Annotated in this window: 15 protein-coding genes; 1 reads left to right on the top strand and 14 read right to left on the bottom strand. The window is 42.6% G+C overall.

Annotated elements, in window-relative coordinates:
- Window positions 1–151: 151 nt before the first annotated feature.
- The 10 genes from L1283_RS03710 to L1283_RS03665 all read right to left on the bottom strand — a co-directional run bounded on the left by L1283_RS03710 (window position 152) and on the right by L1283_RS03665 (window position 16,359).
- The gene (locus L1283_RS03710; protein ID WP_286883232.1) at window positions 152–1,162 is read right to left on the bottom strand and encodes a LacI family DNA-binding transcriptional regulator; all 1,011 of its coding nucleotides are present in this window, start codon (window positions 1,160–1,162) and stop codon (window positions 152–154) included.
- A 199-nt stretch (window positions 1,163–1,361) separates the two neighbouring features.
- Window positions 1,362–1,628 (bottom strand): hypothetical protein, encoded by a 267-nt coding sequence (locus L1283_RS03705; protein ID WP_429625775.1) that lies wholly within the window; start codon window positions 1,626–1,628, stop codon window positions 1,362–1,364.
- A gap of 332 nt (window positions 1,629–1,960) precedes the next feature.
- On the bottom strand, window positions 1,961–3,244 hold the full coding sequence (locus L1283_RS03700; protein ID WP_333887730.1) for a Gfo/Idh/MocA family protein: 1,284 nt from the start codon (window positions 3,242–3,244) through the stop codon (window positions 1,961–1,963).
- Between the two features lie 108 nt (window positions 3,245–3,352).
- Entirely contained in the window at window positions 3,353–5,194 is a 1,842-nt protein-coding gene (locus L1283_RS03695) for an alpha-L-fucosidase (RefSeq protein WP_429625774.1), read from the bottom strand.
- A gap of 53 nt (window positions 5,195–5,247) precedes the next feature.
- Complete coding sequence (locus L1283_RS03690) at window positions 5,248–6,213, bottom strand: SGNH/GDSL hydrolase family protein (protein ID WP_083296006.1); 966 nt, start codon at window positions 6,211–6,213, stop codon at window positions 5,248–5,250.
- A 29-nt stretch (window positions 6,214–6,242) separates the two neighbouring features.
- Window positions 6,243–8,885 carry an alpha-L-fucosidase gene (locus tag L1283_RS03685; protein WP_429625773.1) on the bottom strand — a complete coding sequence of 881 codons (2,643 nt, stop codon included), beginning with the start codon at window positions 8,883–8,885 and terminating at the stop codon, window positions 6,243–6,245.
- 27 nt (window positions 8,886–8,912) lie between these two features.
- Complete coding sequence (locus tag L1283_RS03680; protein WP_232475706.1) at window positions 8,913–10,673, bottom strand: RagB/SusD family nutrient uptake outer membrane protein; 1,761 nt, start codon at window positions 10,671–10,673, stop codon at window positions 8,913–8,915.
- A gap of 17 nt (window positions 10,674–10,690) precedes the next feature.
- Complete coding sequence (locus tag L1283_RS03675) at window positions 10,691–14,194, bottom strand: SusC/RagA family TonB-linked outer membrane protein (RefSeq protein ID WP_429625772.1); 3,504 nt, start codon at window positions 14,192–14,194, stop codon at window positions 10,691–10,693.
- Between the two features lie 253 nt (window positions 14,195–14,447).
- Entirely contained in the window at window positions 14,448–15,674 is a 1,227-nt protein-coding gene (locus tag L1283_RS03670; protein WP_088160629.1) for a FecR family protein, read from the bottom strand.
- A gap of 85 nt (window positions 15,675–15,759) precedes the next feature.
- On the bottom strand, window positions 15,760–16,359 hold the full coding sequence (locus L1283_RS03665) for an RNA polymerase sigma-70 factor (RefSeq protein WP_075991620.1): 600 nt from the start codon (window positions 16,357–16,359) through the stop codon (window positions 15,760–15,762).
- A gap of 156 nt (window positions 16,360–16,515) precedes the next feature.
- Here L1283_RS03665 and L1283_RS03660 point away from each other — a divergent pair, with 156 nt between their 5' ends.
- Window positions 16,516–17,670 carry an alginate lyase family protein gene (locus tag L1283_RS03660; protein WP_429625771.1) on the top strand — a complete coding sequence of 385 codons (1,155 nt, stop codon included), beginning with the start codon at window positions 16,516–16,518 and terminating at the stop codon, window positions 17,668–17,670.
- A gap of 59 nt (window positions 17,671–17,729) precedes the next feature.
- Here the strand turns inward: L1283_RS03660 and L1283_RS03655 are convergent, their stop codons facing one another.
- The 4 genes from L1283_RS03655 to L1283_RS03640 all read right to left on the bottom strand — a co-directional run bounded on the left by L1283_RS03655 (window position 17,730) and on the right by L1283_RS03640 (window position 23,822).
- The gene (locus L1283_RS03655; protein WP_429625770.1) at window positions 17,730–19,235 is read right to left on the bottom strand and encodes a glycoside hydrolase family 32 protein; all 1,506 of its coding nucleotides are present in this window, start codon (window positions 19,233–19,235) and stop codon (window positions 17,730–17,732) included.
- A gap of 66 nt (window positions 19,236–19,301) precedes the next feature.
- The gene (locus L1283_RS03650; protein WP_145327668.1) at window positions 19,302–20,906 is read right to left on the bottom strand and encodes a glycoside hydrolase family 32 protein; all 1,605 of its coding nucleotides are present in this window, start codon (window positions 20,904–20,906) and stop codon (window positions 19,302–19,304) included.
- Window positions 20,907–20,983: 77 nt separating this feature from the next.
- Window positions 20,984–22,096, bottom strand: a complete 1,113-nt coding sequence (locus tag L1283_RS03645) for a hypothetical protein (protein ID WP_075991618.1) — start codon at window positions 22,094–22,096, stop codon at window positions 20,984–20,986.
- Window positions 22,097–22,139: 43 nt separating this feature from the next.
- Window positions 22,140–23,822, bottom strand: coding sequence for a RagB/SusD family nutrient uptake outer membrane protein (locus L1283_RS03640; protein WP_313184409.1), 1,683 nt, complete (start codon window positions 23,820–23,822; stop codon window positions 22,140–22,142).
- Window positions 23,823–23,861 lie beyond the last annotated feature (39 nt).

Here is a 23,861-nt window from a genome sequence, read left to right as displayed (position 1 = left end):
GAAATCAAGGTAAAAAGCAATCGCTTATGGCGATTGCTGGATTCCCCTATCCAATATTTTATACAAATTGATTATTTAAATACTTTCGGGAATGTTCCCGAAAGTATTCAAAGCTAAATAATGGGATTACAAAAAACAAATATTTTTTTTCTTATTTCAGGCTAGATTTTTGAAAAATAAGCTGGGAATCAAGGTAAACCGAATTAGCAAACTTAGTATTTTCGGGGTCTTCCATCTTATCCAATAGGTATTTTGTTACTAATTGCCCCATTTCATAGGCTGGTTGTTTCACTACGCTCAGTGCCGGGTCAATCAGATCGGCGATATCCAAACAAGAAAAACAAATGATTTTAAGATCTTCAGGAATACGAATTGCGAGCTGCTTGGCGACTCGTATACTCGAAATAGCAAGACGTTCTACCGAGGCAAATATGGCATCGGGTTTCTCCTGTTCGATCAAGTCGGCGATATCTTTCATATTCTGATCGGCATCATTGACCGTATCCAAAATAAGCGCTGGTCTGATCGGAATCCCCACTTCCTGCAGCGCCTTTTCGTAGCCATCCTTACGCACCTTACCAATAGAGACATTCGGATTAATCGCAAGGTAAGCGATCCGTTTACAGGCATTATCGATCAGGTGTTTGGTTGCCAGGTAAGCTGAATCAAAGTCATTACCCGTAATGTACCCCCCCTTCCAATCGTCGTATGCACGGTCAAAAAACATGACCGGAATGCCGCGCTCTGCCAAAAGTTGTAAATGCGAATGGTCTTTACCCTCACCCGAAGCCGAAATGATAACGCCATCCACCCGTCCATTGGCTAGTGAACGTACGATTGAGGCTTCATTTTGCACCTGATGATCCGTCACATAAATCAAGGTATGATAACCCTTGGAGCGCGCCACAGCCTCAATTCCTTTGATGGCTTGCGAGAAAAATTTATTACCAAATTCGGGAATAATAATCGCAATGGTCAGACTTTTATTTGCCTTTAGACTACTCGCATAAACATTTGGCGAAAAACCGATTTCTTCGGCCATAGCCAAAATCCGAGCTTTTGTCGCTGGATTAATGTCCACGTTATCCCGAAATGCACGGGAAACGGTCGATTTTGACAAGCCGAGTTTTTTGGCCAGATCTACTATTGTTAATTGCGACATATCAAGATTCCCTTTGCTGTTTGAATGTAATAATTGTTGGATACAAATAAAGCAATTATCTGTCCAGAATAGCAAATTTTCTTTTCAAGTTCTTCTCGCCACTCATCTTGATATGCCATTGTTTCGTTGATGTATATAGACATTTAAAAATGACGTAAACTGATGTTCCATATCACTTTCACCGGAGTTCAAGTACTCATCAATCTTCAATTTTAGCTGCCCCTACATTTTCTACTGATGCGGTTAATAACCTCACATGGATTCGCATCTCCTTTGAAATTCTTTCAAATGAAATCAAGCCCAATATATCGTCTTTCCCTTTAATCGTCAATTTGAATATTTCAAAAGTAGCTTCTTCATCCCAATTGAAGAAATACCTACCTGCGGGTAAGTTTTTGAAATCACTTGTCACAACAGGAGTAATTTCGATTAAATAGGACTGATTCGTAGCAACTTCGAATGCCAATTTCGGCCTGTCAAAAAATTAGTTTTACTTGATACCTTTTTCGGGCTTAGTTATAACTTTGTTCGATGCTTGTTCGGTGCTTCTTCGGTTGTTAGCGAATAAATACCGACTAAACTCCGAGTAAGATCCGTTTATAAAACGAGTAAATAGCGAAGGTGACCATAAGAAAATAGGAGTTCAAACTTGTCAAGTAGGCAATTCGATTTCTATCACTAGTTATTGTCGAAAATAAGATTCTTCGGCACTAAATTGTTGTGGATTTATTGATCAATAAACATACAGACCTGACAAAAAAATCTTGTCAGGTCTGTATCGAAAACTTGTCTTAAAGACTAGAACTTTCTAAAATCCCATTCCCCGCGATAAGGGCGACTGCGCATGAGATTAGCATAGTCATTGTCGAACTGTTCTTTTTGTGGATTCCATTTTAAATCCTTTTGAAGTTCATACGCAATATTGATGGCATTGCACACTGAGCTCGTCCGGTGACCTATTTCAACATCACAGATAGGCTTACTTCTTTTTTTGATCGCATCAACCCAGTCCTGATAGTGATTATCACTATAATACAAACGACGATCAGAAGAAGTCAGTTTAAGATTCGCCAGATTTTCTGGATTCGAGCGGATAAATTCGCGGCTTACTTCAATCTTACCTTTTTCACCGATAAATTGGATCGCATTATGTACTCCCCACTGCACATGGTTTACCCGAACGCCATTGGCATAGCTAAACGAGAGCCCGCTATTGCTGTTGGCTTCCTTGGGTGGATTAAACTGAACAGGGCCCGATTCATCCATGCCCAAGGCCCATTGTACGATGTCAAACATATGTGCACCCCAATCGGTGATGTAACCGCCACCAAAATCACGGTAACCGCGCCACCAGGCCCATTTATCATCTTCCAAAGGTGGGCTTAATATCGGATTATAACCCCGATATGGTGAAGGTCCTACCCACATGTCCCAATCGAGATAATCGGGGGCTGGCATAGAGGGAAGGTCACATTGTTTGACCGGTTCGCCCACAGAAACATTGATTTCCTTGATTTTGCCGATATAGCCATTGAGAACCAGTTCTGCTGCCTGTCTAAAATTATAGGAAGAACGCTGCATGCTGCCCGTCTGAAATACACGTTTATATTTTCGGGTTGCATCGACCATGGCACGACCTTCGGCAATGGTCAATGCAAGGGGTTTCTCACAATAAATATCTTTGCCAGCTTTAGCGGCATCAACTGCAATCTGCGCATGCCAATGATCGGGTGTAGCAATGACAACAGCATCAATATCTTTCCGATCCAATAGTTCCCGATAATGATGATAGGCCTTGATCTCGGTCTGTGCTTTTGACAATTCCGTTTGTTTTTTCGTTGTCGCAGCAATAAATGCGGCCAACTTATTACGGTCTACATCGCAGGCAGCCAGACTTGCGATTTCCTTGCAGCGATTGAGGCCATTCATCAAGGTATAGGATTGTTTTCCGACACCAATAAACCCAAGATTGATTCGATCACTTGGGGCAAGAAATCCATTGCCTCCCAACACAACGCGCGGAACAATTGTAAAAGCCAAAGAGGACACAATTCCCTTGGCTATAAATTCTCTTCTTTTCATTCTTTATGGATAGTTTATTTTTCTGCTTGCCTTATACGTATTTATCCGTTTCTTGGCGGCAAAATGGTTTATGTATGGATGATTTGTTCAGGTTTTCTTAAAGATAGTTTATTCTTGTATAGGAACCAAAGTAATCGAAGCAATCTCTGGCAAAGTATCGCCTTCGATGGCTGTAGCCTGCAAAATCACCTTGGTACTGGGCTCACCAATTACTTGCTGGGATACCTCAATGATCCCCATAGCCACTTCCTTAAATTTAGCTTCTTTTTCAGCTACGAATGTCCACTGGATCTGCTGCCCGAGTATCGAGAGTACAATTTTTCCGTGCTGCTTGCTATTCGCCAGATAATTGACGAGCACACGATACTTCCCTGGTTTTTGAATTTTGATATCCCAAAAAACTTTATCCGCAAGGTCTTTCCATTGACCAATGGCGTTCGGGCGGTTTGGATCATGGGTATGTGCACCAATAATTTTTAATCCCTTTCCTTCCTGTAATTTTGCATTATTTGCGTTCATCACGATACGTCCATCTGCCTGTGTTTGGGTCAGGCTTTCCTCAACAATTGGCTTTCCCTGGATTTCGACCACAATAACCTTCGGTCCTTTCTTATTGTCGAAGATATCGACAGGAATTGCTGGTCTTCCGTTTTCTAAAGTGGATTCTAAGTTCATTTTAGGTGAAGCTAGGGCGTAGACAGCCGTCACTTTATTTTTGATGGGCAGATTTATTTTTCCATCGGCCGGACGATCAAAAACATGCAGATACAGCTTCCCATTTTTTTGGGTACAATACCCCCAATCCAAGGCTTGGAAAGGACTCGCGGTGGTACCGTAAATAGATTCGCCATTGACCTTCATCCATTCCCCGATTTGCTCCATAATCCGCACCGCAGGTTCAGGAATGGCTCCGTCACCATCGGGTCCGACATTTAACAGGAAATTTCCCCCTTTACTCACCGTTTCCACAAATAATTGCATGATCTTGGAAAAGCTTTTCCAATTTTGGTCATGGGCGCTATACCCATAACTTTCATTCATGGTATGGCTTACCTCCCAGTACATACTCGGCAAACCTGTTGGTGGAATATATTTTTCGGGAGTTCCGATATCACCGTTCTTATTTTCGAGTCCGTTCCAAAATCGATTATTGATAATAATATTAGGCTGCCATTTGATCAGGTCTGTCAAAATATGCTTTGTCCCCCAGGCTTCCCCCTCATGCTGTTTACTGCTGAAATCGGGCCACAGCACGTCCAGCCGCCCATAGTTTTGTGCAAGTTCCTTGATTTGCCCATAGAGATAGGCTTTGTAACGTTCATGATCTGGCTGATGCTTATTCACATTCGGGTTCAGCTGAAAAGCTTCATAAGAATCGGGATGCTGCCAATCCAAGAGCGAATAATAAGCTCCTACTTTCATTCCCTCCTGACGGAAAGCATCCATAATTTCGCGGTAAAGATCTCTTCCTTTCGGCGATAAATTTGCCGTACCCGTAACATCATTTTTCAAAGCATAAGGTTGCTGGCTATTGAACAGGCTAAAGCCTTCGTGGTGTCGGGAGGTCAGTACCATATACTTCATTCCCGTTTTTTTCGCAAGGCGTGCCCAGGACTTTGGGTCAAAAGAACCTAAAGTAAATTTTGGTTTCAGTACTTCGGCATACTGCTTACTGGGAATTTTCCCCCAGGTTTGTATCCATTCGGCATAATGTTGTGGATATTGTTTCCCTTCAAAAGAACCACCTGCAGCACTGTACAATCCCCAATGGATAAATAACCCAAAACGGGCCTCTTTAAACCATTCCATACGTTTATCTTGCGTCTCCTGCCAACCTGCAACACCTTCATACGGTGGCGATTTGGTCTGTGAAATAGCAACATCGGTCATACACAGCAACATTCCCACAGCTGCTGCACACTTCCATTTAAAAAAATTGATTTTCATCATGATATAGATTTATACATAAAAGTTCATTTATTCGGATTGCAAGCTATCGCCGATCAGAAACCCAACGCTTTAATTTCATCCTGAATAACAGCATATGCTTTGCTTGCATCTTCTACTGGAATTCCCTTGGATAGTCCAGGTCGTTTATGACCTGTATAGGTGAGCCATGCGTCTTTCATCATCGTCTGCCTTTTCAAAACAAGCGTATATAACTGGCGAAGTTTTGGTTGACTGCGCAAATTGTCATCCCATGCGCTTTCAATCGGGAAATCAGGCATCAGGTGCTGTACTATTTCCTTAGCCATTAGCCAATGCCCCAACTCTCCGGGGTGCACCCCATCTGCGGCCAGTTTAAACTGAGCGTCTTTCTCGATCTTAGCTTCCAAGTAACGACGCATGGGAAAATGCAGGTCTATGATTTCCCAGGACTGCATCTTGGCATAGCCAATAAGCCATTCGGCATAACGATCCAATACTTTATTGTAGCCATTGAGCCGAAGCTGCGGATCATCATGCACTGGAGGTGTCATCCATAGGATGCGTTTGACGCCCTGATCGACCAAACGTTTGTGCAAACGGATAATTCCATTTTTATAGGCTTCAAAACGGATAGCATCAAAAGGGAGATAAATGCCGTCATTCATACCGTAACAAACAAAAACAACCTCAGGTTTTATTTTATCAAGCACATTGTCCAGTCGATCAAATAGACAGGGGCGTGGAAATTTTCCATCGGCATGATTCGGTTCACTGAGTCCAGAAACGGTCTCACTTGGTAAGCCCGAATTAATAAACTGAGGTTTCCTTTTCGGGTGACTGCTCAGGAATAGACTTTCTGTCATAGCGACATATTGCCCCGCGTAAGTAATGCTATTGCCTAAAAAAAGTACTTTTTGTCCATCGTCCCAGCGAAAATTATCCGTTTTTTTTTGTCCAACCGCTTGCACATACCATATACTAAAGCAGAGCAATAATGGCAAAAAGCGTATTTTTTTTGTTTTTAATAATAGATTCAACATCGTTATAATTGATAAAGCTAATAGCGGGATTAGCTTAGTTTTATTTTTAGCGCATAGCCCAAGCTGCTGTTTTGTATCTTCTTGGGTAATTTCAATTGCAATCCATGGTTATCCTGCTGGAAATCGATCCGACCAAACCCTAGAATTTCCACTGATTTCACTTTAGCCATATTTTGGTTCAGGGACTGTACGTTGACGATTCCATCTTTGGGTACTACAAGAGCCATCGCATATACAAAATCATTCTTCTGTGTAAACCAAAAATCCAAGGCTGTAAAAGATACTTTAAATCCTTCCCTTTCCCGTTGCTCGGTATCTGTTATCCGAACTGTTGTTGGTCCCTCATGCGAAATGGTCCAAGGCGATGTCCCATAAACCGCTTCGGCATTGCGCCGCAACCATTTCCCTAAGATAGCAAGATTTTTCTTTACCGGTGTGGCTACATTTCCTTGTGCATCTGGACCAATATTAAGCATATAATTTCCTCCTTTACTGACAATTTCAAGGAGCCAATACCTTAATTCATCCACATTTTTCCAATCGTGGTCATAAGATTTATAGCCCCAGGAATGGTTGAATGTTCCAATGGCTTCCCAAGGTCTGGTAAAACGCTCAGAAGAGTCAGGAATCCGATTATCCCCAGGAATGGCATAATCGCCCATACCATTGCCAATTCGCTCGGAGACAATAACACGTGGATTACAATCATACACAGTTTTATAGAACCGAAAGCTCTGTTCTGCAGTCATCAATCCCGGCATATCAAACCAGATATATTTCAACTGTTTAAACCGCGTCAAAATTTCCTTTACCTGAGGAATTGCTTTTTCGTTGAGATACGAAGCGAAAGAATTTTCGCTGGGATCCCAAAGATTGACACCGAAAGCATCGGTTTTGGCATGAACAAGATCATGCTGTGCCTTTGTTACCGCATATTGCCCGTCGCTACCATCCCGCCAGTCGATATTCTGTGAATAATAGATACCAAAATCGAGTTTATGCCGAAGACAAGCATCATAAAGTTCCTGAATGATGTCGCGTTTAAAGGGCGTAGCCTGTTTGCTATTGAATGAACTAACCGTTGAACCATATAGGGCAAATCCGTCGTGATGTTTACTCGTCACAACAAGATACTTCATCCCTGCACCCTTGGCCATTTTAACAATTTTATCGGCATCAAAAGATTGCGGGGAGAATTGATCCGCCAATTTTGCATAAGTAGACCGAGGAATTTTTGCAACCAGTTGAATCCATTCAGCAACACTCGGGCTACCCAAATCTTCCATTTTTTGCCCATTCCATATACCTGCCGGAATAGCATACAGCCCCCAATGGATAAATAGACCAAATTTCTGCTGCTGAAAATCTTTTAATGCCTTTGCCTTCTGTCTATTCATCTCCCCCCATTCGTTCATCAATTGTGTAAGCTGATGGTTTCGCTTGTTCCAGCGCATTAATGCTTCTAGATAATAATAATCTGCGTACACTAGCGGGACGTCAATCTCCCCTTTATGCGGAATACTGCCTACACTATGTTTCAGCACAAACAAACCGTTTGCTCCAACCGCACTGGAGTACTGCGGTGAACCCAATGAGCGCAAGATCGCTTCGGCGACATCCAAATATTCCTGTTGTTGTCCAGTTCCCATGTAGTCAACCAGTTCCAGCAATGCCGAAGCAGTAACCGCTGCTGCCGACGCATCCCGTGGAATAGTCTCAAAATCTGCTTTGCGATAATTCCAGTTTGGGACAAATCCAGCTTGATTTACATCGAAGTCCCATTGTGGCACCTTATCTTGAGGCAGGCGCGGATGCTTTATATAAAACTCAGCCATTTTTAGCGCAGCCTGTAAAAACTTAGGGTCCTTCGTTTCACGGTACATCACGACAAACCCATACAATCCCCAGGCTTGCCCTCTAGCCCAAGCTGAATTGTCCGAAAACCCCTGTGCCGTTTCCCGGCTCAATACAGCACCGGTATTGGGGTCATAGGTAACCACATGATAAGAACTGTAATCTGCGCGATATTGATTTTTCAGCGTCGTTTCGGCGTGTCGAATAGCGGCATTACGATAAACAGAATCCCCAGATAATTTGGAAGCTAAAAAAAGAAGTTCCAAATTCATCATGTTGTCGATAATGACAGGGAATTCATACGTATGTTTACCATCCCAAGAGGAAAAGGTATCCCAAGACTTAATTGCACCAACCTTCGGATTGAAACGTGTCAATAGCGATTTGGCGCTCTGGATTAAAATTGATTTGAATGTAGTATCACCAGTTAACCGATAGGCATTTCCATAACTGCAGTTCATCACGAAACCAATATCATGGTGCTGTGTATTATATTGATTTTGGCACAATGAATTCGTCCATTTTAGTGCAGCGTCCCGCCACTGATCCTCGCCGGTATACTCAAAGACATACCAAAGGCAGCCTGGCCAAAAACCACCCGTCCAGTCCCGGATATCAGTAAAAGTTGTTTTCCCCTTGGGATCTGCCGATCGTGGATACTTACGCAGATCGCTATGATCTTTATACAACAAAGCGTACTGTCGCTGAGCCAAATCAAATCCTTTTTTTACCATATCGCTTGTATCCGCACGTAGAAAAAAAGGATGAAAAAGGCTCAAAAAATAAATAAAGTATAGGCTATATCTAAAAAAAATCATGTTTAGGTTCATTTTATATCCATAAAACTAATCGATCCAACCTGGGTTCTGCACCAGGTTTACGTTCATCTGTATTTCTGAGGTCGGGATAGGCCATACGTTCAAAAAGTCACCCTTATAGCTATAATTCCCAACATTTGTCCCCCAAACCTGCTTACGTCCATTGCCTGCTTGAAACACCTTCTCTTTCCAGGTTCCCCAGCGCAATTCGTCAAAGTAATTGATTCCCTCATTCGGGAACTCAACCCGACGTTCATTACGAATACGCAGGCGTAAGTCTTCCTTCCCACCGACGGCAGTTGAAGCATTAGCATTTAAAAGTGCTACACCTGCACGCTGACGAACTTCGTTAACTTTTGCTATAGCTTCATTTAGTTTGCCCTCTTCATTCAAGGCCTCGGCCCACATCAATAAAATATCAGCATAGCGGAAAATCGGAAAATCGATAGGACCATAATTGCGATCCACAATCTCATTGACTCCTTCAGCGACAAATTTTCGATAGAAATAGAAGAAATTGATCTGTGTATCGCTCTGAATATCGCCGTCTACCTGTGCCTGCCCGCGAAATGGCCAGCGCATAAATTGAAGACTTTCAACATTCGTAAAATTATAGGCACCCCTAAAAGTCGAATAAGGCGTCACGACATTGGCCTGCAAACGGGGATCACGATTTTCATAGGCTTTTTTTATACGCTCCTCATTGCCTTGCGGTAGGTAAAGACTCATCTTTGCACCTCTCAACGTTGCAGCAGCTTTCTCGGCCTCCGTGAGATTGTTGCGCAGAAAAAACACCTCCCTTTCATTTTCGGTTAAACTACTGTATCCTGGAATAATTTTATCCCATTCAAACTTAGAACCATCGTTATTTTCATAGAGATCGACCAAATGTGGTGAAGGCATGTAATAATTCCAGCCACGCGAATAGACCGAGGGCCAGCCACAAAACAATTGCATATTATTTCCATAGCCTGATTCACTCCGATGCTGAATAGAAAAAATCATCTCAGGACACTGTTCATTAGCTTCTTTAAACAAAGCTTTATAATCTCCGAAGAGTGAGTGGCCAGCATCTTTTACTTTTTGAAAATCTGCCGAAGCTTTTGTCCAATCTTTTCGATAAAGATAAACTTTACCCCGTAAGGCATAAGCTGCCGCCTTTGTTGCATGTCCATAATTCGCATTCCCCGCAGGATAACGATCAGGAAAATTAGTTTCTGCGATACAATCGTTCAAATCAGCTAGGATTTGATTCCAGACATCATCTTCCGAACTACGTCCTTTGACGGCTTCGGCTGCAGTAAACGGCTCAAGGTAGATGGGTACCCCTTTGTAAAGCTGATTGAGCCGAAAATAAAAGTAAGCACGTAGAAATTTAGCTTCCGCAATATATTTCGCTTTCTTTTCTGCTGTAGAAGGTGACTTTAGGGGAATATTCTTTAAGGCATCGTTTGCTCGTTGAATACCTTCATATTGAATCTTCCAAACATTCACAAATAATGGATCGCCGGCGGTGATGGTACCTGTCAATAAGGGTTCATCAAAACGTGCCTGCCCAGTATAGGAGAAACGGTCAAACTGATAAAGTTCATAAGGTGAGATCAGTCCGCTATGCCCCATTAAGAGTCGAAAGGAACTATAGATCCCCGCAATCCCTAAATCAGTTAAATTGTCGGTTGTCCACATCGTTGCGGTGGAGACCGATGAATATGGGGAGGTATCCAAAAGATCTTTTTTGCAACCCAATATACTTGTTAGCAATACAATTGCTATTATTTTTTTCATCATTTTCATTGTCATTCGAATTAAAAGGTAAGATTCAAACCCAGTGAATATTGCCGCATTGAAGGGTAATTTGTTGTTGAACCTATCTCAGGATCTAAACCAGGATATTTCGTAAATGTCAGCAAGTTTTCACCCGCTAAATAGATCCGTAATTTTGCAATTGATAGACGGTTTGCCAAGCTTTCTGGAAGCGAATAACCCAATTGTAGGTTACGTAGTTTCACAAAAGAAGCGTTATACAAATAATAATCACTGGTACGTCCATTCTGTGCATCTGTCACTCCTTTTAAGCGTGGATAATAACCAGCTATCCGGTTGTTGGGATCGGAAGGATTTGCGGCATTATAATAGTAATGGTCATTTGCGACCAATGCCGGTACCGATTTTCCCTGCGCAACGATGGATGAATTGAGATAGAGTTCATTCCAGTAATACGACATACCTGAAGAAGCGGACCAAATCATGGATGCATCAAATCCTTTATAGGCCATATTGATACTGAGGCCGTAATTGAATGCTGGAGTTTCTCTTTTGCCCATAAACTTTTGATCATAGACGTTCCCGTAGATACCATCATCGTTCATATCCGAATAGATCAAGTCACCATACCATATCTTGGTAGGGTCTATGCCATCGGCAGGCTGAAATGAATAGCCAGCAGCGACCATAGCCTTCAACCATTCCATATCCTGTTCCGTCCGGATCATACCGTCGCGTGGCCCTCCATTTTTATCGACAGAACCATCCGCTAAAAAATGGCTTCCCGAACCTCGGTATACATTGTACAAGTAAAATTCATTGATTTCGTGCCCTTCTAAAATACGCTGGTTGACACCGTTGGAAACCATACCGATATTGGACTGGTAAACACGATTACCTGCCGCATCCGTTACATAGCCCTCCCACAATGCTCCTTTATATTTTTCTACCCGATTGGTATTATAGGCGAAGTTGGCCGATATTCCATAGTTAAAACCGTTGATTTTATCTTGGTATCCCAGCGTCAATTCAATCCCCCGCTTGCTAACTTCGGCAATATTCATCGTTGCCGCAGTAGCAGTTCCAGTTGTCGCCGGAATGGTCGGAACATATAGGATTCCATCGGTATAAGCACGGTAGGCATCAAATTCGACCGTTAATTTATTTTTCAATGCCGTGGCTGTAAAACCTACATTTGTTGTTGTGGTCGTTTCCCAGTGTAAAAGATCGTTTCCTAGTTTAGTCTGTGCCAAACCACGAACAGCCTGATTATTGAATGAATAGTTTACCGTACCATACGAGGGAAGATGATCGTAATTACCCGGAGAGGCATTATTTCCGGTTTTCCCCCACGAGGCCCTTATTCGCAAATCATTCACAAAAGATTTAAGTGGACTCATAAAAGATTCTTCCGAAATACGCCATCCCGCAGAGAATGCCGGAAAGAGCCCCCAGCGTTTGGCGGTTCCAAATCGAGATGATCCATCGTACCGTACCACCGCTTCCGCAAGGTATTTATTAGCGTAAGCATAATTTGCACGACCAAAAAAGGACCGCAAACCGTAGTCAAGCTCATCACCGGTAATGGAACTCATTGTCGTCGCCGAATTAAATGTTGTCAGGTCTGGATGCACAAGCCCAAGTTTGGCCGCTCCGATATTATATTGGTTAAAATACTGTTCATTATACCCCAAGATGCCGCCCACATCGTGTTTACCAAAAGATCCTGAATAACGCAATACATTATCAACGATCACATTGTAGCTCTTGGTTAACCCATACTGGGTGGTTATTTGTCCCGCAGACAGCGCCGCAGTACTTAATTTGTTGGTTGCAAAATTCCATTTCTCATAAGGCACCTGATGCGAATTCGTTTCGGTATAGGCATGGTTATAATTTACCCTGGATTCAAACTCCAAGCCTTTCATGAGATTTAACTTCGCAAATATTGTGGTATTGAATCGATTGACCTGGTTCTTTCCACCCATCCCATTTAGAAAAGCCAGGGCATTGTTTGCAGTAGCCGATTCTTCGGCCGCAGCCGGGAAACCATAGACCCCGTTGTAGAAAGGATAAACTCCTGGCACGGTTTGGGTCAGGTAAGAATATGCTGTGACCACATCGGCGACACTCAAATTCTGCATATCGCCAAAGGTCTGGGTACCCACAGTTAAAAACTTGGCAACTTTAGACTGTAAGTTAATACGCAGACGTATCTTGTCTGCTCCAGTTTCGGGCATCGTCCCCGGATTGTTGAAATAGCCCACTGAAAAGAGGTATTGCGTATGCTCACTGCCACCATTTAGAGAAAGATTGTGATTTTGTAAAAGTTTGCGTTGTCCAAAAAGCACATCGCCCCAATTGGTATTTGGATAAGCGACTTCATTGGGAATACCAAATTCTGTTAACCCTGTTGGATTTTTCTTCGTTTCTTCCCAGAGGTTGATTGTTGCATCGGTATAAACAGCCGCTTGCCCTAAATTTTTGAAGCCTTCATTAACAAGGCGCATATGTTGTGCGTAATCGGTAATAAATTCGGGTACATTATTGGGGCGCAACAGCGAAACCATGCCCGTATAAGACACATTATTTTTTCCCTTGGCTCCCTTTTTTGTCGTAATTAAGATAACGCCATTCGACCCCAAGGATCCATAGATCGCTGCTGTTGCCGCATCTTTTAAAATCGAAATTGACTCCACATCATTGGGATTAACGGCATCCATAGATCCGACAATACCATCGATCACAACCAAGGGAGACGTATTGTTTAAAGTTCCTTTTCCACGAATCAGTATACTAGCACCGTCTGCACCTGGTTTTCCCGTTGTGGTCTGTACGTTAACGCCCGCCGCGAGTCCAGCCAGTGAAGAGCTAAGTGTGGAGGTTGACCTATTCTCTACCGAACTGCCGTTCACGGTTGATACGGCACCAATTACATTTGCGCGTTTCTGGCTTCCATACCCTACGACGACCACCTCATCCAGACCACTTACCTCCTCCTGAAGTACAATGGTTAATTCATCATTTCCAGTGACACTTTTTTCCAAACGTTGATAGCCTATGTTTGAAAATACCAAAGTGCCATTTGCCGCCGGTAACTGAATTGTAAACCTGCCATCCTGGTCCGTGACCGTAGAAATATTAGCTCCCTTCACTGTAATGGTGGTTCCTACCAGGGCTTGTCCTTTGCCATTAACGACTTTACCAGCAATGCTCCGCTGCTGGACTTCTTTGCGTTCGGTATTTGGCAGATTTCTCTTGGGTTTTATCACGATCACCTCATCTTTTTTGATCCACTCCAGATCCAAAGGTGCTACGATAGCATTTAATGCATCTTCCAATTTGGCATGCTGTATATTGACTGACAAACGTGCCTGAGCCAATGACTTGCCGGTTAAGAAAAAATTAACACCACTCTGTTTTTGGATATCGCGCATCACCTGATTTAAGGTAACATGCTTTGCGGTTAAGTTTATGGTCTGCGCATTTCCCTCTGCAAACAGCTGCATCGCGGTCAGTAAAGAAATGAGTACGATCAATTTCATAATCAGTATACTTCGTAAAGTTAAACTCCACGGGTGTAGCCTAACAAATGGATAAAAAATCATATGTTTGTACGGTTTGTATGTTATTTATAAATGGTTATCAAAAATTTGCCTTTGGGCAACACTTGTAAGTATATGCATCCAATTCAAGGCAGTGCCCCCCAGCACTGCCCTTTTTGTTTTGCTTATACCCTTTTCCGGATTAAGTGGAATCCATGATCATTTCTTTTTTCATCTTTATTTAGGGTTTTAATTACAACGGTCTAACATATAGGATATTCTTTTCATCGCTTTTGCTCAGCTCAAAACGCAACCCACCTTCTTCCAATACGTCAAGTACGTCGCGGAGCGGCTTGCTTCGTTTTATACGACCATAGAAATGTGTTTGCGGTACCTCGCCTTTATACTTCACTTCGACATTATACCAGCGACCAATCTGCTGCAGTGCATCCGAAAGCGGTGTTTCGTCAAAATAAAACAAACCTTCTTTCCAAGCGGTAAAGGGTGCTGTATCCACATTTGCGAGCTGTATTTTTCCGTTATTGGTATTGGTCGATTGCTGGCCTGGCAGCAGGTATATCGCTTCTGAATATCGTTTATCGTTCGATAATTTAACCTTCCCATTGACTAAAGTCGTTTTAATCGCTGTATTATCGGGATAAGCATTGACGTTAAAGGCAGTCCCGAGCACCTCAATTTCCTGTCCTTTACTCAGCACTTTGAAAGGTCGTGCGCTATCTTTCGTCACTTCAAAAAAGGCCTCGCCTTCCAAACGAACTCTTCGTTCATTTTTTGCAAAGCTCATCGGATATTTTAGCGAAGAGCCCGCATTGAGCCATACTTTTGTGCCATCGGGTAAAGTAACCTGGTATATCCCCCCTAGCGGAGTGGCTAACTCCAATACAACCTTACTTGGATCTGCCGCCATCCCCTGTTTATCTAATGCCGCAGCAGCGATAGACTTTCCATTTTCGTAGGTAATACTTTCTCCCATCACAATTCCCGATGCCTGTTTATCGAGTTCTAAAAGTGTGCCGTTCGCTAAACGAAGGGTAGCACTGTTTCCACCAGGCTTTACAACAACACCCGTTGTGTCTTGCATCCTCACGAGGTTAATGTCTGCCTGAACAGGACTGGTCTGTTGCTGCCATAATAGCATTGTAAAAATAAAGAGCAACAGGCAAGCCGCCGCAGCCCAATAGGGCCAAACGATTGAAAACTTAGGTTTATCGCGCTCCTCTGTGCCTTGCTGAATTTGCTTTTTGATATTTCCGAGCACTATTTTTTGCCTGGATTCACTCATTTTCCCTGCAGCAGAAGGCTGAAGCAAACTAGCGACTATAGCCTGATCGATGGCATCCTGATCCCCGATGTCGGTAGCAGAAAGCGCATGCTGTAGCCATTCGATCTCCTCAAGCGAACAGTTCCCTTCTTTATATTTTTGAAGTAATTGGTCTATTTTAGATTTATTGGTCTCCACTGAGCTGTATTTTTAATAGTAAATACACACTTCGTAGCATAAAGGTCTGCTCCGGAAAAAAAAATAATTTGCAGCATGTAGAAAATTAATTTGCAGCATGTAGAAGCAGAATCATTAGTAGGGCCGAGAAGCCATTGTCCTGCAATGCACCATGTCGGATAAATTTATTTGCTTTAACAATATGGTCACGAACAGTAGCAATAGAAATATCCATTTCTTCGGCAATCTCCTTATAGCTTTTACCTTCAAGCTTAGATAACCTAAATATTTTTTGGCGTTGTTTGGGCAATCTGCTCAACAAGTCTTCTACCAGGACCATGGCCTCCTTGGAATCGAGCACCTTATCAATGGTATTTTCAGATTCCAATGCGCCATAGGCGAGCTGGACTTCAGATTCCATCTCCAATTTCAGGCGTCGTTTGAAATTAAATGTGATGTTACGCGAACAGGTAAAAAGAAATGCTGCAAAAGATTGTTCAGGATCTATTTTTGACCTATTTTCCCAGATACGCAGAAAAACATCCTGAAGTAAATCTTCGGCACTAGTTTCATTTTTCAGAAACTTAAGGATATTGGCATAGATAATCTGGCTATAACGATGGTACAAGATATCAAAAGCCTGCATATCTCCATGATGGAGTTGGCACAAGAGTTCCTTCTCAGGCAGATTTTGATTGATGTCCATAATTGATTATTCTAGCCATGAAGTTAATTACTTCGCTGCAATAATTCAAATGAAATTTCTGAACACCAGTAAACTTATGTTATTTTTTTCTTAATTTGCAGTAGCTAATCCCCCCATAGCGATCAAACCAATCGATAAACGTATCCATTTAGAACCATGCAAAATTTCATATATCTATTTTTTGGCTTACAGGCCCAAACCACTCAATTTTTAAAAATAGGATTGACCTTGTTTATGTTTATAGTCGGCCTATTTATTTGGCCTTCACATGGTCATGGGCAATCCTTAATGCACCCAGTTACCCAGGTCAATTATGTTAAATCGCAAATCAACAAAAAATCCGAACCTGTATATACTGCATACACGCAGTTGATTAGGCTGGCCGATTCTCTTTTATTGACTGACCATCATGCTGTTGAAGATTTTAGTGTACCCGGCTTTTACAGCGATAAAGAAGGCCAACGTGCTATGGCAAAAAAGCTCCATGCGGATGCTTTTGCTGCCTATTGTACGGCCTTGGTCTATACCTTAAACGGGGAGCAAAAATATGCATCCAAGGCCTTATATTTCATTAACTCCTGGGCCACAATCAATAAAAAATACAGTCAGTTTGACGGACCAGTTGTGCTTTCTTATGCGGGAGCCGGATTGATGATTGCTGCCGAATTACTTAAAAACGATCCCCTTTGGGCGAAGAAAGATCATGATCATTTTAAGGTCTGGACCATCGATGTCTTTCAAAAAGCGACACATTTCTTACGCGAAAAATCCAATAATATTGCGGATTGGGCGAGGTTTGCGAATCTACTTTCGGCAAACTTTCTTGATGATCAAAAAGAGCTTTCTTTTACAATAGCCTTAATCAAGGCTGATCTCTTTGAAAAGATCGCAGCTGACGGTCATCTTATTGAGGAAGTAAAACGGGGTGAGAAAGGTTTATGGTACACCTACTTTTCATTAGCACCATTGACAGCCTCCATGTGGTGCATACACAATGCCACCGGAGAAAACCTATTTACCGCCACGAAGGACGGAAAATCGGTCACGCAGGCCCTTGACTATTTATATTATTACAATCAACATCCAACTGAATGGCCTTGGTTTAAAAATCCGGACGTTGACATCCTCGACCGGACAGCAGGAGTTTGGCCCTCCAATCTCTTTGAGGCCATGAAGGATATTTATCATACATCGAAATTTGATCCGTATCTTTCAATGTACCGTCCAATAGTTTACAAAAAAAATCATTTTGCGTGGACTTTCCCCACACTAATGCCAGCACACTTGCACCTCGAAAATAAGACCAAGTAGCGAAGTATAAAGCGATCCTTGTCTTATCAAGGATCGCTTTAATGGCAAAAATCCAGCTCTTATCTCTTAAATGCAGAAATACCGATTTCCTGAAACTCCAACTTTTTATCTCCCACGATACGCAGCTTGGTTATCGGCTTGTTCGGAAAAAATAAACTGGTCATTACCGTTAGTCCCTCGTCTGCAAAAAGTTCCACAGAGCTCACATCAACATACAAACTGAAAGAAAGTGCTCCCTTATTTAGCAACCGTTGTGCCAAAGCCGTCTTTGGAAATTCTCCATTAAAAGACACTTCACCGGACTTAGAACGATCGATATAATAGGCATTTTGATCTTCACGATAACCAATAACCAATTCGTCGCCATATTCATTCGATAAGATGACTTTAAAAGCCTGCTGCTTCAAATCTTTGAGGTCCAAACGGTACGCTTGTGGGAGATGTTGCTCGAACGAAACTTCCTTCGTTCCACCGCCATGGTATTTTTTTAGTGGACGAAATGCAGTTTCAATTTCTTTGGGCACAGTACTCGCGACGTAGAACGACTGTCCAACTTTTCCTAAAGATAAAACACGGGGTATGGTTGAGGAGGAACGCCATTTTGTGGTAGGAACCACATTGGCATATTGCCAGTTGCTCATCCAACCAATCATCAGTTGCCTATCCCCTAGGTTACTCCAGGTTACGCCGGCATAGTTATCGGGTCCCCAATCCAACCATTTTATTTTAGTATCCGCTGTTCGGAACTGATGCCCATCAAAGTCACCCACAAAATATTGTGTCACCGAGCCACCGTTGGGTCCACCTGGATTGATGCTCACCAGCAAAACCCATTTTGTAGCTCCTTTGTAATCCATGGGGATAAGATCAGGGCATTCCCAGACACCGCCATGGGCACCCACCTCTTTGCCAAACTCACTTTCCTTCTGCCATATTTTCAAATCTTTGGAAGAATAGAAAGTAATACAATCTTTTGTAGCCAAGGTCATAATCCAACGCTGGCTATGCACATGCCACATCACCTTTGGATCTCTGAAATCCCATATACCAGGGTTTGGCAATACCGGATTGCCTTTATACTTTGTCCAGGTAAGGCCCTTGTCCAAACTATAAGCCAAACTTTGATTTTGATGCAATCCTGTTTTTCGATCCTCTTCCTGATGATTGTGATGGGTAAAAATGGCGACCATAGCACCTTTTCCAAAACCTGCCGTGTTATCTTTATCGATTACAGCACTACCGGAGAAAATAGTCCCCAAACTATCGGGGTACAATGCGATCTTCTGCTCGTCCCAATGGATTAAATCTTTACTGATCGCATGGCCCCAATGCATAGGCCCCCAAACGGGTTTTTCGGGATTATGCTGAAAAAAAAGATGATAATTACCGTCCAGATAAACCAGTCCATTGGGATCGTTCATCCAACCCTGCTGTGGTGTAAAATGGTAAAGTGGGCGATACTTCTCTTCGGGATCTCCTTGTTTATGCTGTCCCGTCTGTGCCAGACTTGTACCAAAAACACCTAGCAGGAGCATTAAAACACCGTATTTCTTTAATTTTATCATTTTTCTTTTGTTTACATTTTTAATTAGGTTCTTGTTCGCTTCAATAGGCAAATATCGTCTCAATTGTTAGGAAGATTTTTCTATTTTCAACCCATTCACTTTTACTGTTCCTTGATCCGCAAAAATAGTCCAAGGGTTTTGATCCATTTTATAGATCCGGTTGGTAAAAGCAACACGGTCATTCACATATACGATACCAATCGATTTTTCAATAATAATTTTCACGTTAAAAATCCGGTTGGTCGGTACTGTAAGTGGCGTAAAATTGAGTTCTGTTTTGCTTCCGCCGCCATCGCGTGCCTCCTTGTTCATAAACAGTGCCGGCATATTCCAACGATTGGATGAAGTCAGATCAAAAGCAATGCTATACACTTCGGTCGGATCATCACATGCGCCAAATGAAAAACCAAATTTGCTGGATTGGGAAGCATCAATGGTCATTGTCACTTTCACGGATGAAGTGTTCCGGTTAAATTGTGCATAACTTCTTCCGCCCGATTGCGCTGTCAAACTATAGGTTTTATTCGATTCGGAAACTTGACCAACATTGCTCAGTTTTTCAAAGGCGACTTCCTTATTGAATTTACTGTTTAGGGCTTCCGGAATTTTAGGATATAAACGTCCTGAAGCTCCCTGAACCAACTGGTGTGAAATTAAATTTCCAGCCCAGGGCAGTTCGTTGTTATTATTTACTGTTTGCCCGGTTGAACACCATCCCGAAAGATAACGTGTCGTACCGTCGCTAGCCGTTTTGCCCGCATAGAGATAGCGTCCGTCGAAGGTTTCATGATGTCCTTCGCTATCCCGACAGATCGTCCAGGGGCCATCCGGGGAATCCGCAACACGATAAAATGTCTTGCGATGTTCATCCCGGTTGATCCGCGAAAACAAGAGATACCATTTATTGCCCATTTTAAATAGGTCCGGGCATTCCAATAGTTCTGCATCTGTTTCGATTCCATATTTCTCCACTGTCCCTGTGGTCGCAACGAGCGGTTCAATCATAGACCAACTGCTTAAATCTGTCGACTGATAACGTGCCAGCGTTCCTTTTCCGTCTTTTCGTGTCGTGACTAACATGACGTAGGCATTGCGGCCTTCATCCCAATAAACCTGTGGATCACGAAAATTATTTTGATCATAGCCCGCTGCAGCCTGCAGCGCCATTGCTGGTTGCTTGGTCCAATTCATTAAATCAGTTGACGTAGCCAACATAATCTTTTCCGCAGGCGTAAAAACATTGTTATGCCCCGTATAGAAACAGTAATACAATGTTCCTTTTTTAATAAAACTTCCTGTTCCGATCCATTCATCCTGACTCCCCACAGCACCCGACGACAAGACTTCGGTATAGCCCTCAAATGTTCCATAGTCACTTGTCCGCGTACTATAAATCGGATGCCTGTTGGCATTTTCATACAGATAAAACAAGTAGAACTTGTTATCGTTGGCATTGTAGTAAGGCATGGGATCGCCCACAAACCCCTGCTGGGGTCTGTAGAACCTTTGATAGGGGCCCGCCTCCTGCCCCGAAATACAAGCCGTAGAACTATCCACAGGCAGTATTTCCATGGGCCTATCCAGCCCTATCGAACTCTCGTCCCCATTCTTGCAACTTGTCAACAAGCTTAGCAAGAATACTGTCGGAAGCAAATATATCTTTGGTCTCATGATTTAAATCTTTCTATTAATCCCTGGATTAGCTATCATTTTTGCTTTTTATAATAACTTGTTTTGTTTGTATTCGATTACTCTTTAGGTAATGCCTTCAATTCGTCCCAGTACATCCGTTGGGTAGGAAATGCCACGGGCTGTCCATTAGGATGCTCATGTGGCATTACCAGTATATTGTTAATGATAGCCTTTCTTCCGGCAGGAATCTGAAAAACCAATTCTTGCCACTCACCGACATGATCTTTCGAATAATTGGCACGCAACCAATCTTTATTCTGTTCGCCATCCGATTGAATTTCCAATTGCACATCACCAGCTACATCTTTCAATACCATCATCGAGAAACGCCCGTATTCTGCCGGATTGATCGTCACTTTATTTGCATTCCAGAGCGCTCCACCGTGCCAGCCTTCACCAGTTTTATTGTCCCGTACAAAAGACGCACAGAAGGGTGTTGCATTAATTCCAGTGGTTTTCGGATTGGGATAAGGTGAATCTACCGTACTCACCCCTAACCCGTCGAAATGTGGAACGCTGGTTTCACCATTATAAATCATAAAGATTTGTTTGGGTTCTGTACCCAATAGGGCAGTTACCGTGTATTGGAAAGTCTGCCCCATATACGCAAGGCTGTATTTTATGGGAGAACTTAAATCTACGGGCCCACTCTGATTGGGCGTTATGCTTGCTCCGGCTGTAAATTCTATCGCAGGTGATAGATTCTTTAGGTCTGTCCCCAGGGGTAGGTAAATTTTAATGCTTTTATTTTTCTGATCAATGATCCCTACTTTTTCTCCGATGCGGAATGCCGTTATTTCTGCTTTGATTTCTTTGACGGTTACCTGGTAGGTATTAAATAGATTACCATTAAAAACGCGGTAAGTAATCGGTGTTGTGCCAGAAAATGAAAAATTCTGGGCGATGCCTGAAGCTGGAGAAACCTTTGCATTACTGGGCAATTCAATTGTCGGAGCCACCGCCGAAAGATCTGTACCTTCAGGAACCATAACAAGAATGGTACCTTTTGCCTGATCTACTTTCCCAATGGTATTGCCGACCTTGAAAGAAAGTACATCTACATCTGCACTCAAATTGAGTGTACTATCCGCATCACGCTTGCAGGCAGCGAGAAGCCCGATAAGCAGGATGGTAATCCCTACTTTTATATAATTGTTTAATGTGTTCATTGGAATAATTGGTTATACTAATCGTTCAACAATAAATGCCTGTTTAATAGCCTGGATTTTGTTTGTACAGATACTTACTTAATCTGATCTGTGCTTCGGGAATCGGCAGATATTCATTCCTATCTGCTGTAAAATGTGCCGAGGAATAATAAGATCGACGTGACTTTTCTACATCATAATAGGCATTCATGGCCTGGTCTGCAATTCCCCAACGTACCAGATCAAAGAATCTTCCATTTTCCATTGCAAGCTCCAAACGTCTTTCCCAACGTAACGCCTTCCGGGCATTTTCTTCGGTCCATACAATATTATCTCCATTTTTGTAGGTTTCGATCAGCGTTTTATCATTTGCATATCCCGTAAGTGAGGTGCTATTTTTTGCGCGCGTACGCACTTGATTGATCAATGGCAGTGCTTCAATCGAACGATGCAGCTCGATAAGCGCCTCTGCCCGCATCAACAGCACATCGGCAAAGCGCAATACAATTCGATTCTTTGTATTCGCATAGAAGGGTACCATGGGGACAAAACAATCACAGTCGGGATCAACATTTTCTTTTAACGAGGCGTAAACAGCATACTCCGCCGGATTACGATTCCAGCTTTCTTCGTATGTTCTTTTGCTACTATACTTGTACGGTAAGCCCGGAATCGCAACTGTATGGAATAACCTCGGGTCGTACTTCTCGGAGGTATTAAAGCTATTCAACGCATTATAATTATCCAGTGGTAGACCTTTACCCGTTGTGCGAAACGCATTGACAAGGCTTTGACTCGGTTTATTGAAATCACAACAGCCCAGCCCCATAGGTACAGATAGTACATCAGAAAAGTTAACACGCCCAAATTTTGTCCCGTCATCTTTTGAAAACTGAACTGAAAAGAGCGCTTCTGTCCCATTTTCATACTTGCCCGGCAAGAAGTTAAATGCAAAGTCGGTTTCCAGCGTATGGTTCGATGAAAGCACAATATCCGTATTTTGTACAACCTTTTCCAAATCTCCCGCATCGATACCCGTCACCATATTACGTTCGGCATTGTCTTGACGGTATCCCTTATACAGGTAGGCTTTGGCGAGATAAGCCGCAGCGGCGATACGATTGGCCCGACCGACCTCCGTTTGCACAGCAGGAAGATGATCTACCGCATACTGAAAATCCGCTACAATCTTTTGCCATAATGCATCGTTGCTTAGGGCTCTATTCGATACGGTTTCATAGCTGTCTACTGGTACATTTTCATCGATATAAGGCACATATTTGAAAAGGATCTTGAGCATAAAGTAAAAATGCCCCCGAAGAAAGCGTGCTTCACCCAGTTTTTCTTCCTTCCCGTCGAAATTGTCCATTTCCTGTATGGTCTTGATTGTTGTATTGGCACGCGAAATTGCAACGTACAATTGAAACCACAATTTATCCAACTCCGCGAAATTGGTTGTAATGTTATTTGAGACCTCAAGAAAATGAAAGGTCTGGATATCCTGTGGTCCCGATCCGCCTTTATATGCATCGTCCGACCGAACCGTACCATAGGGCCATAAGCTAAAAGGGACATCATAATGATCATTGCCCAAAGCGGCATAGGTCGCTGTCAATAATCGTTCTGGCTCCTTAACCTGATCGGAGCTCAGCACACCATTGGGTGTTTGATCCAAAAATTTGGTACATCCTGGAAGTAGTCCAGCAAGAACCATAAGTATCGCTATTTTAGTGGTTATTTTTTTCATCCGTATAAATTATTTATAAGTGTATAGCCTTATTTCTCC

The organism is Sphingobacterium sp. HSC-15S19, from assembly GCF_050433745.1.
GTDB classification, from domain to species: Bacteria; Bacteroidota; Bacteroidia; order Sphingobacteriales; family Sphingobacteriaceae; genus Sphingobacterium; species Sphingobacterium siyangense.
This window is presented reverse-complemented; position numbering and strand designations above follow the sequence as displayed.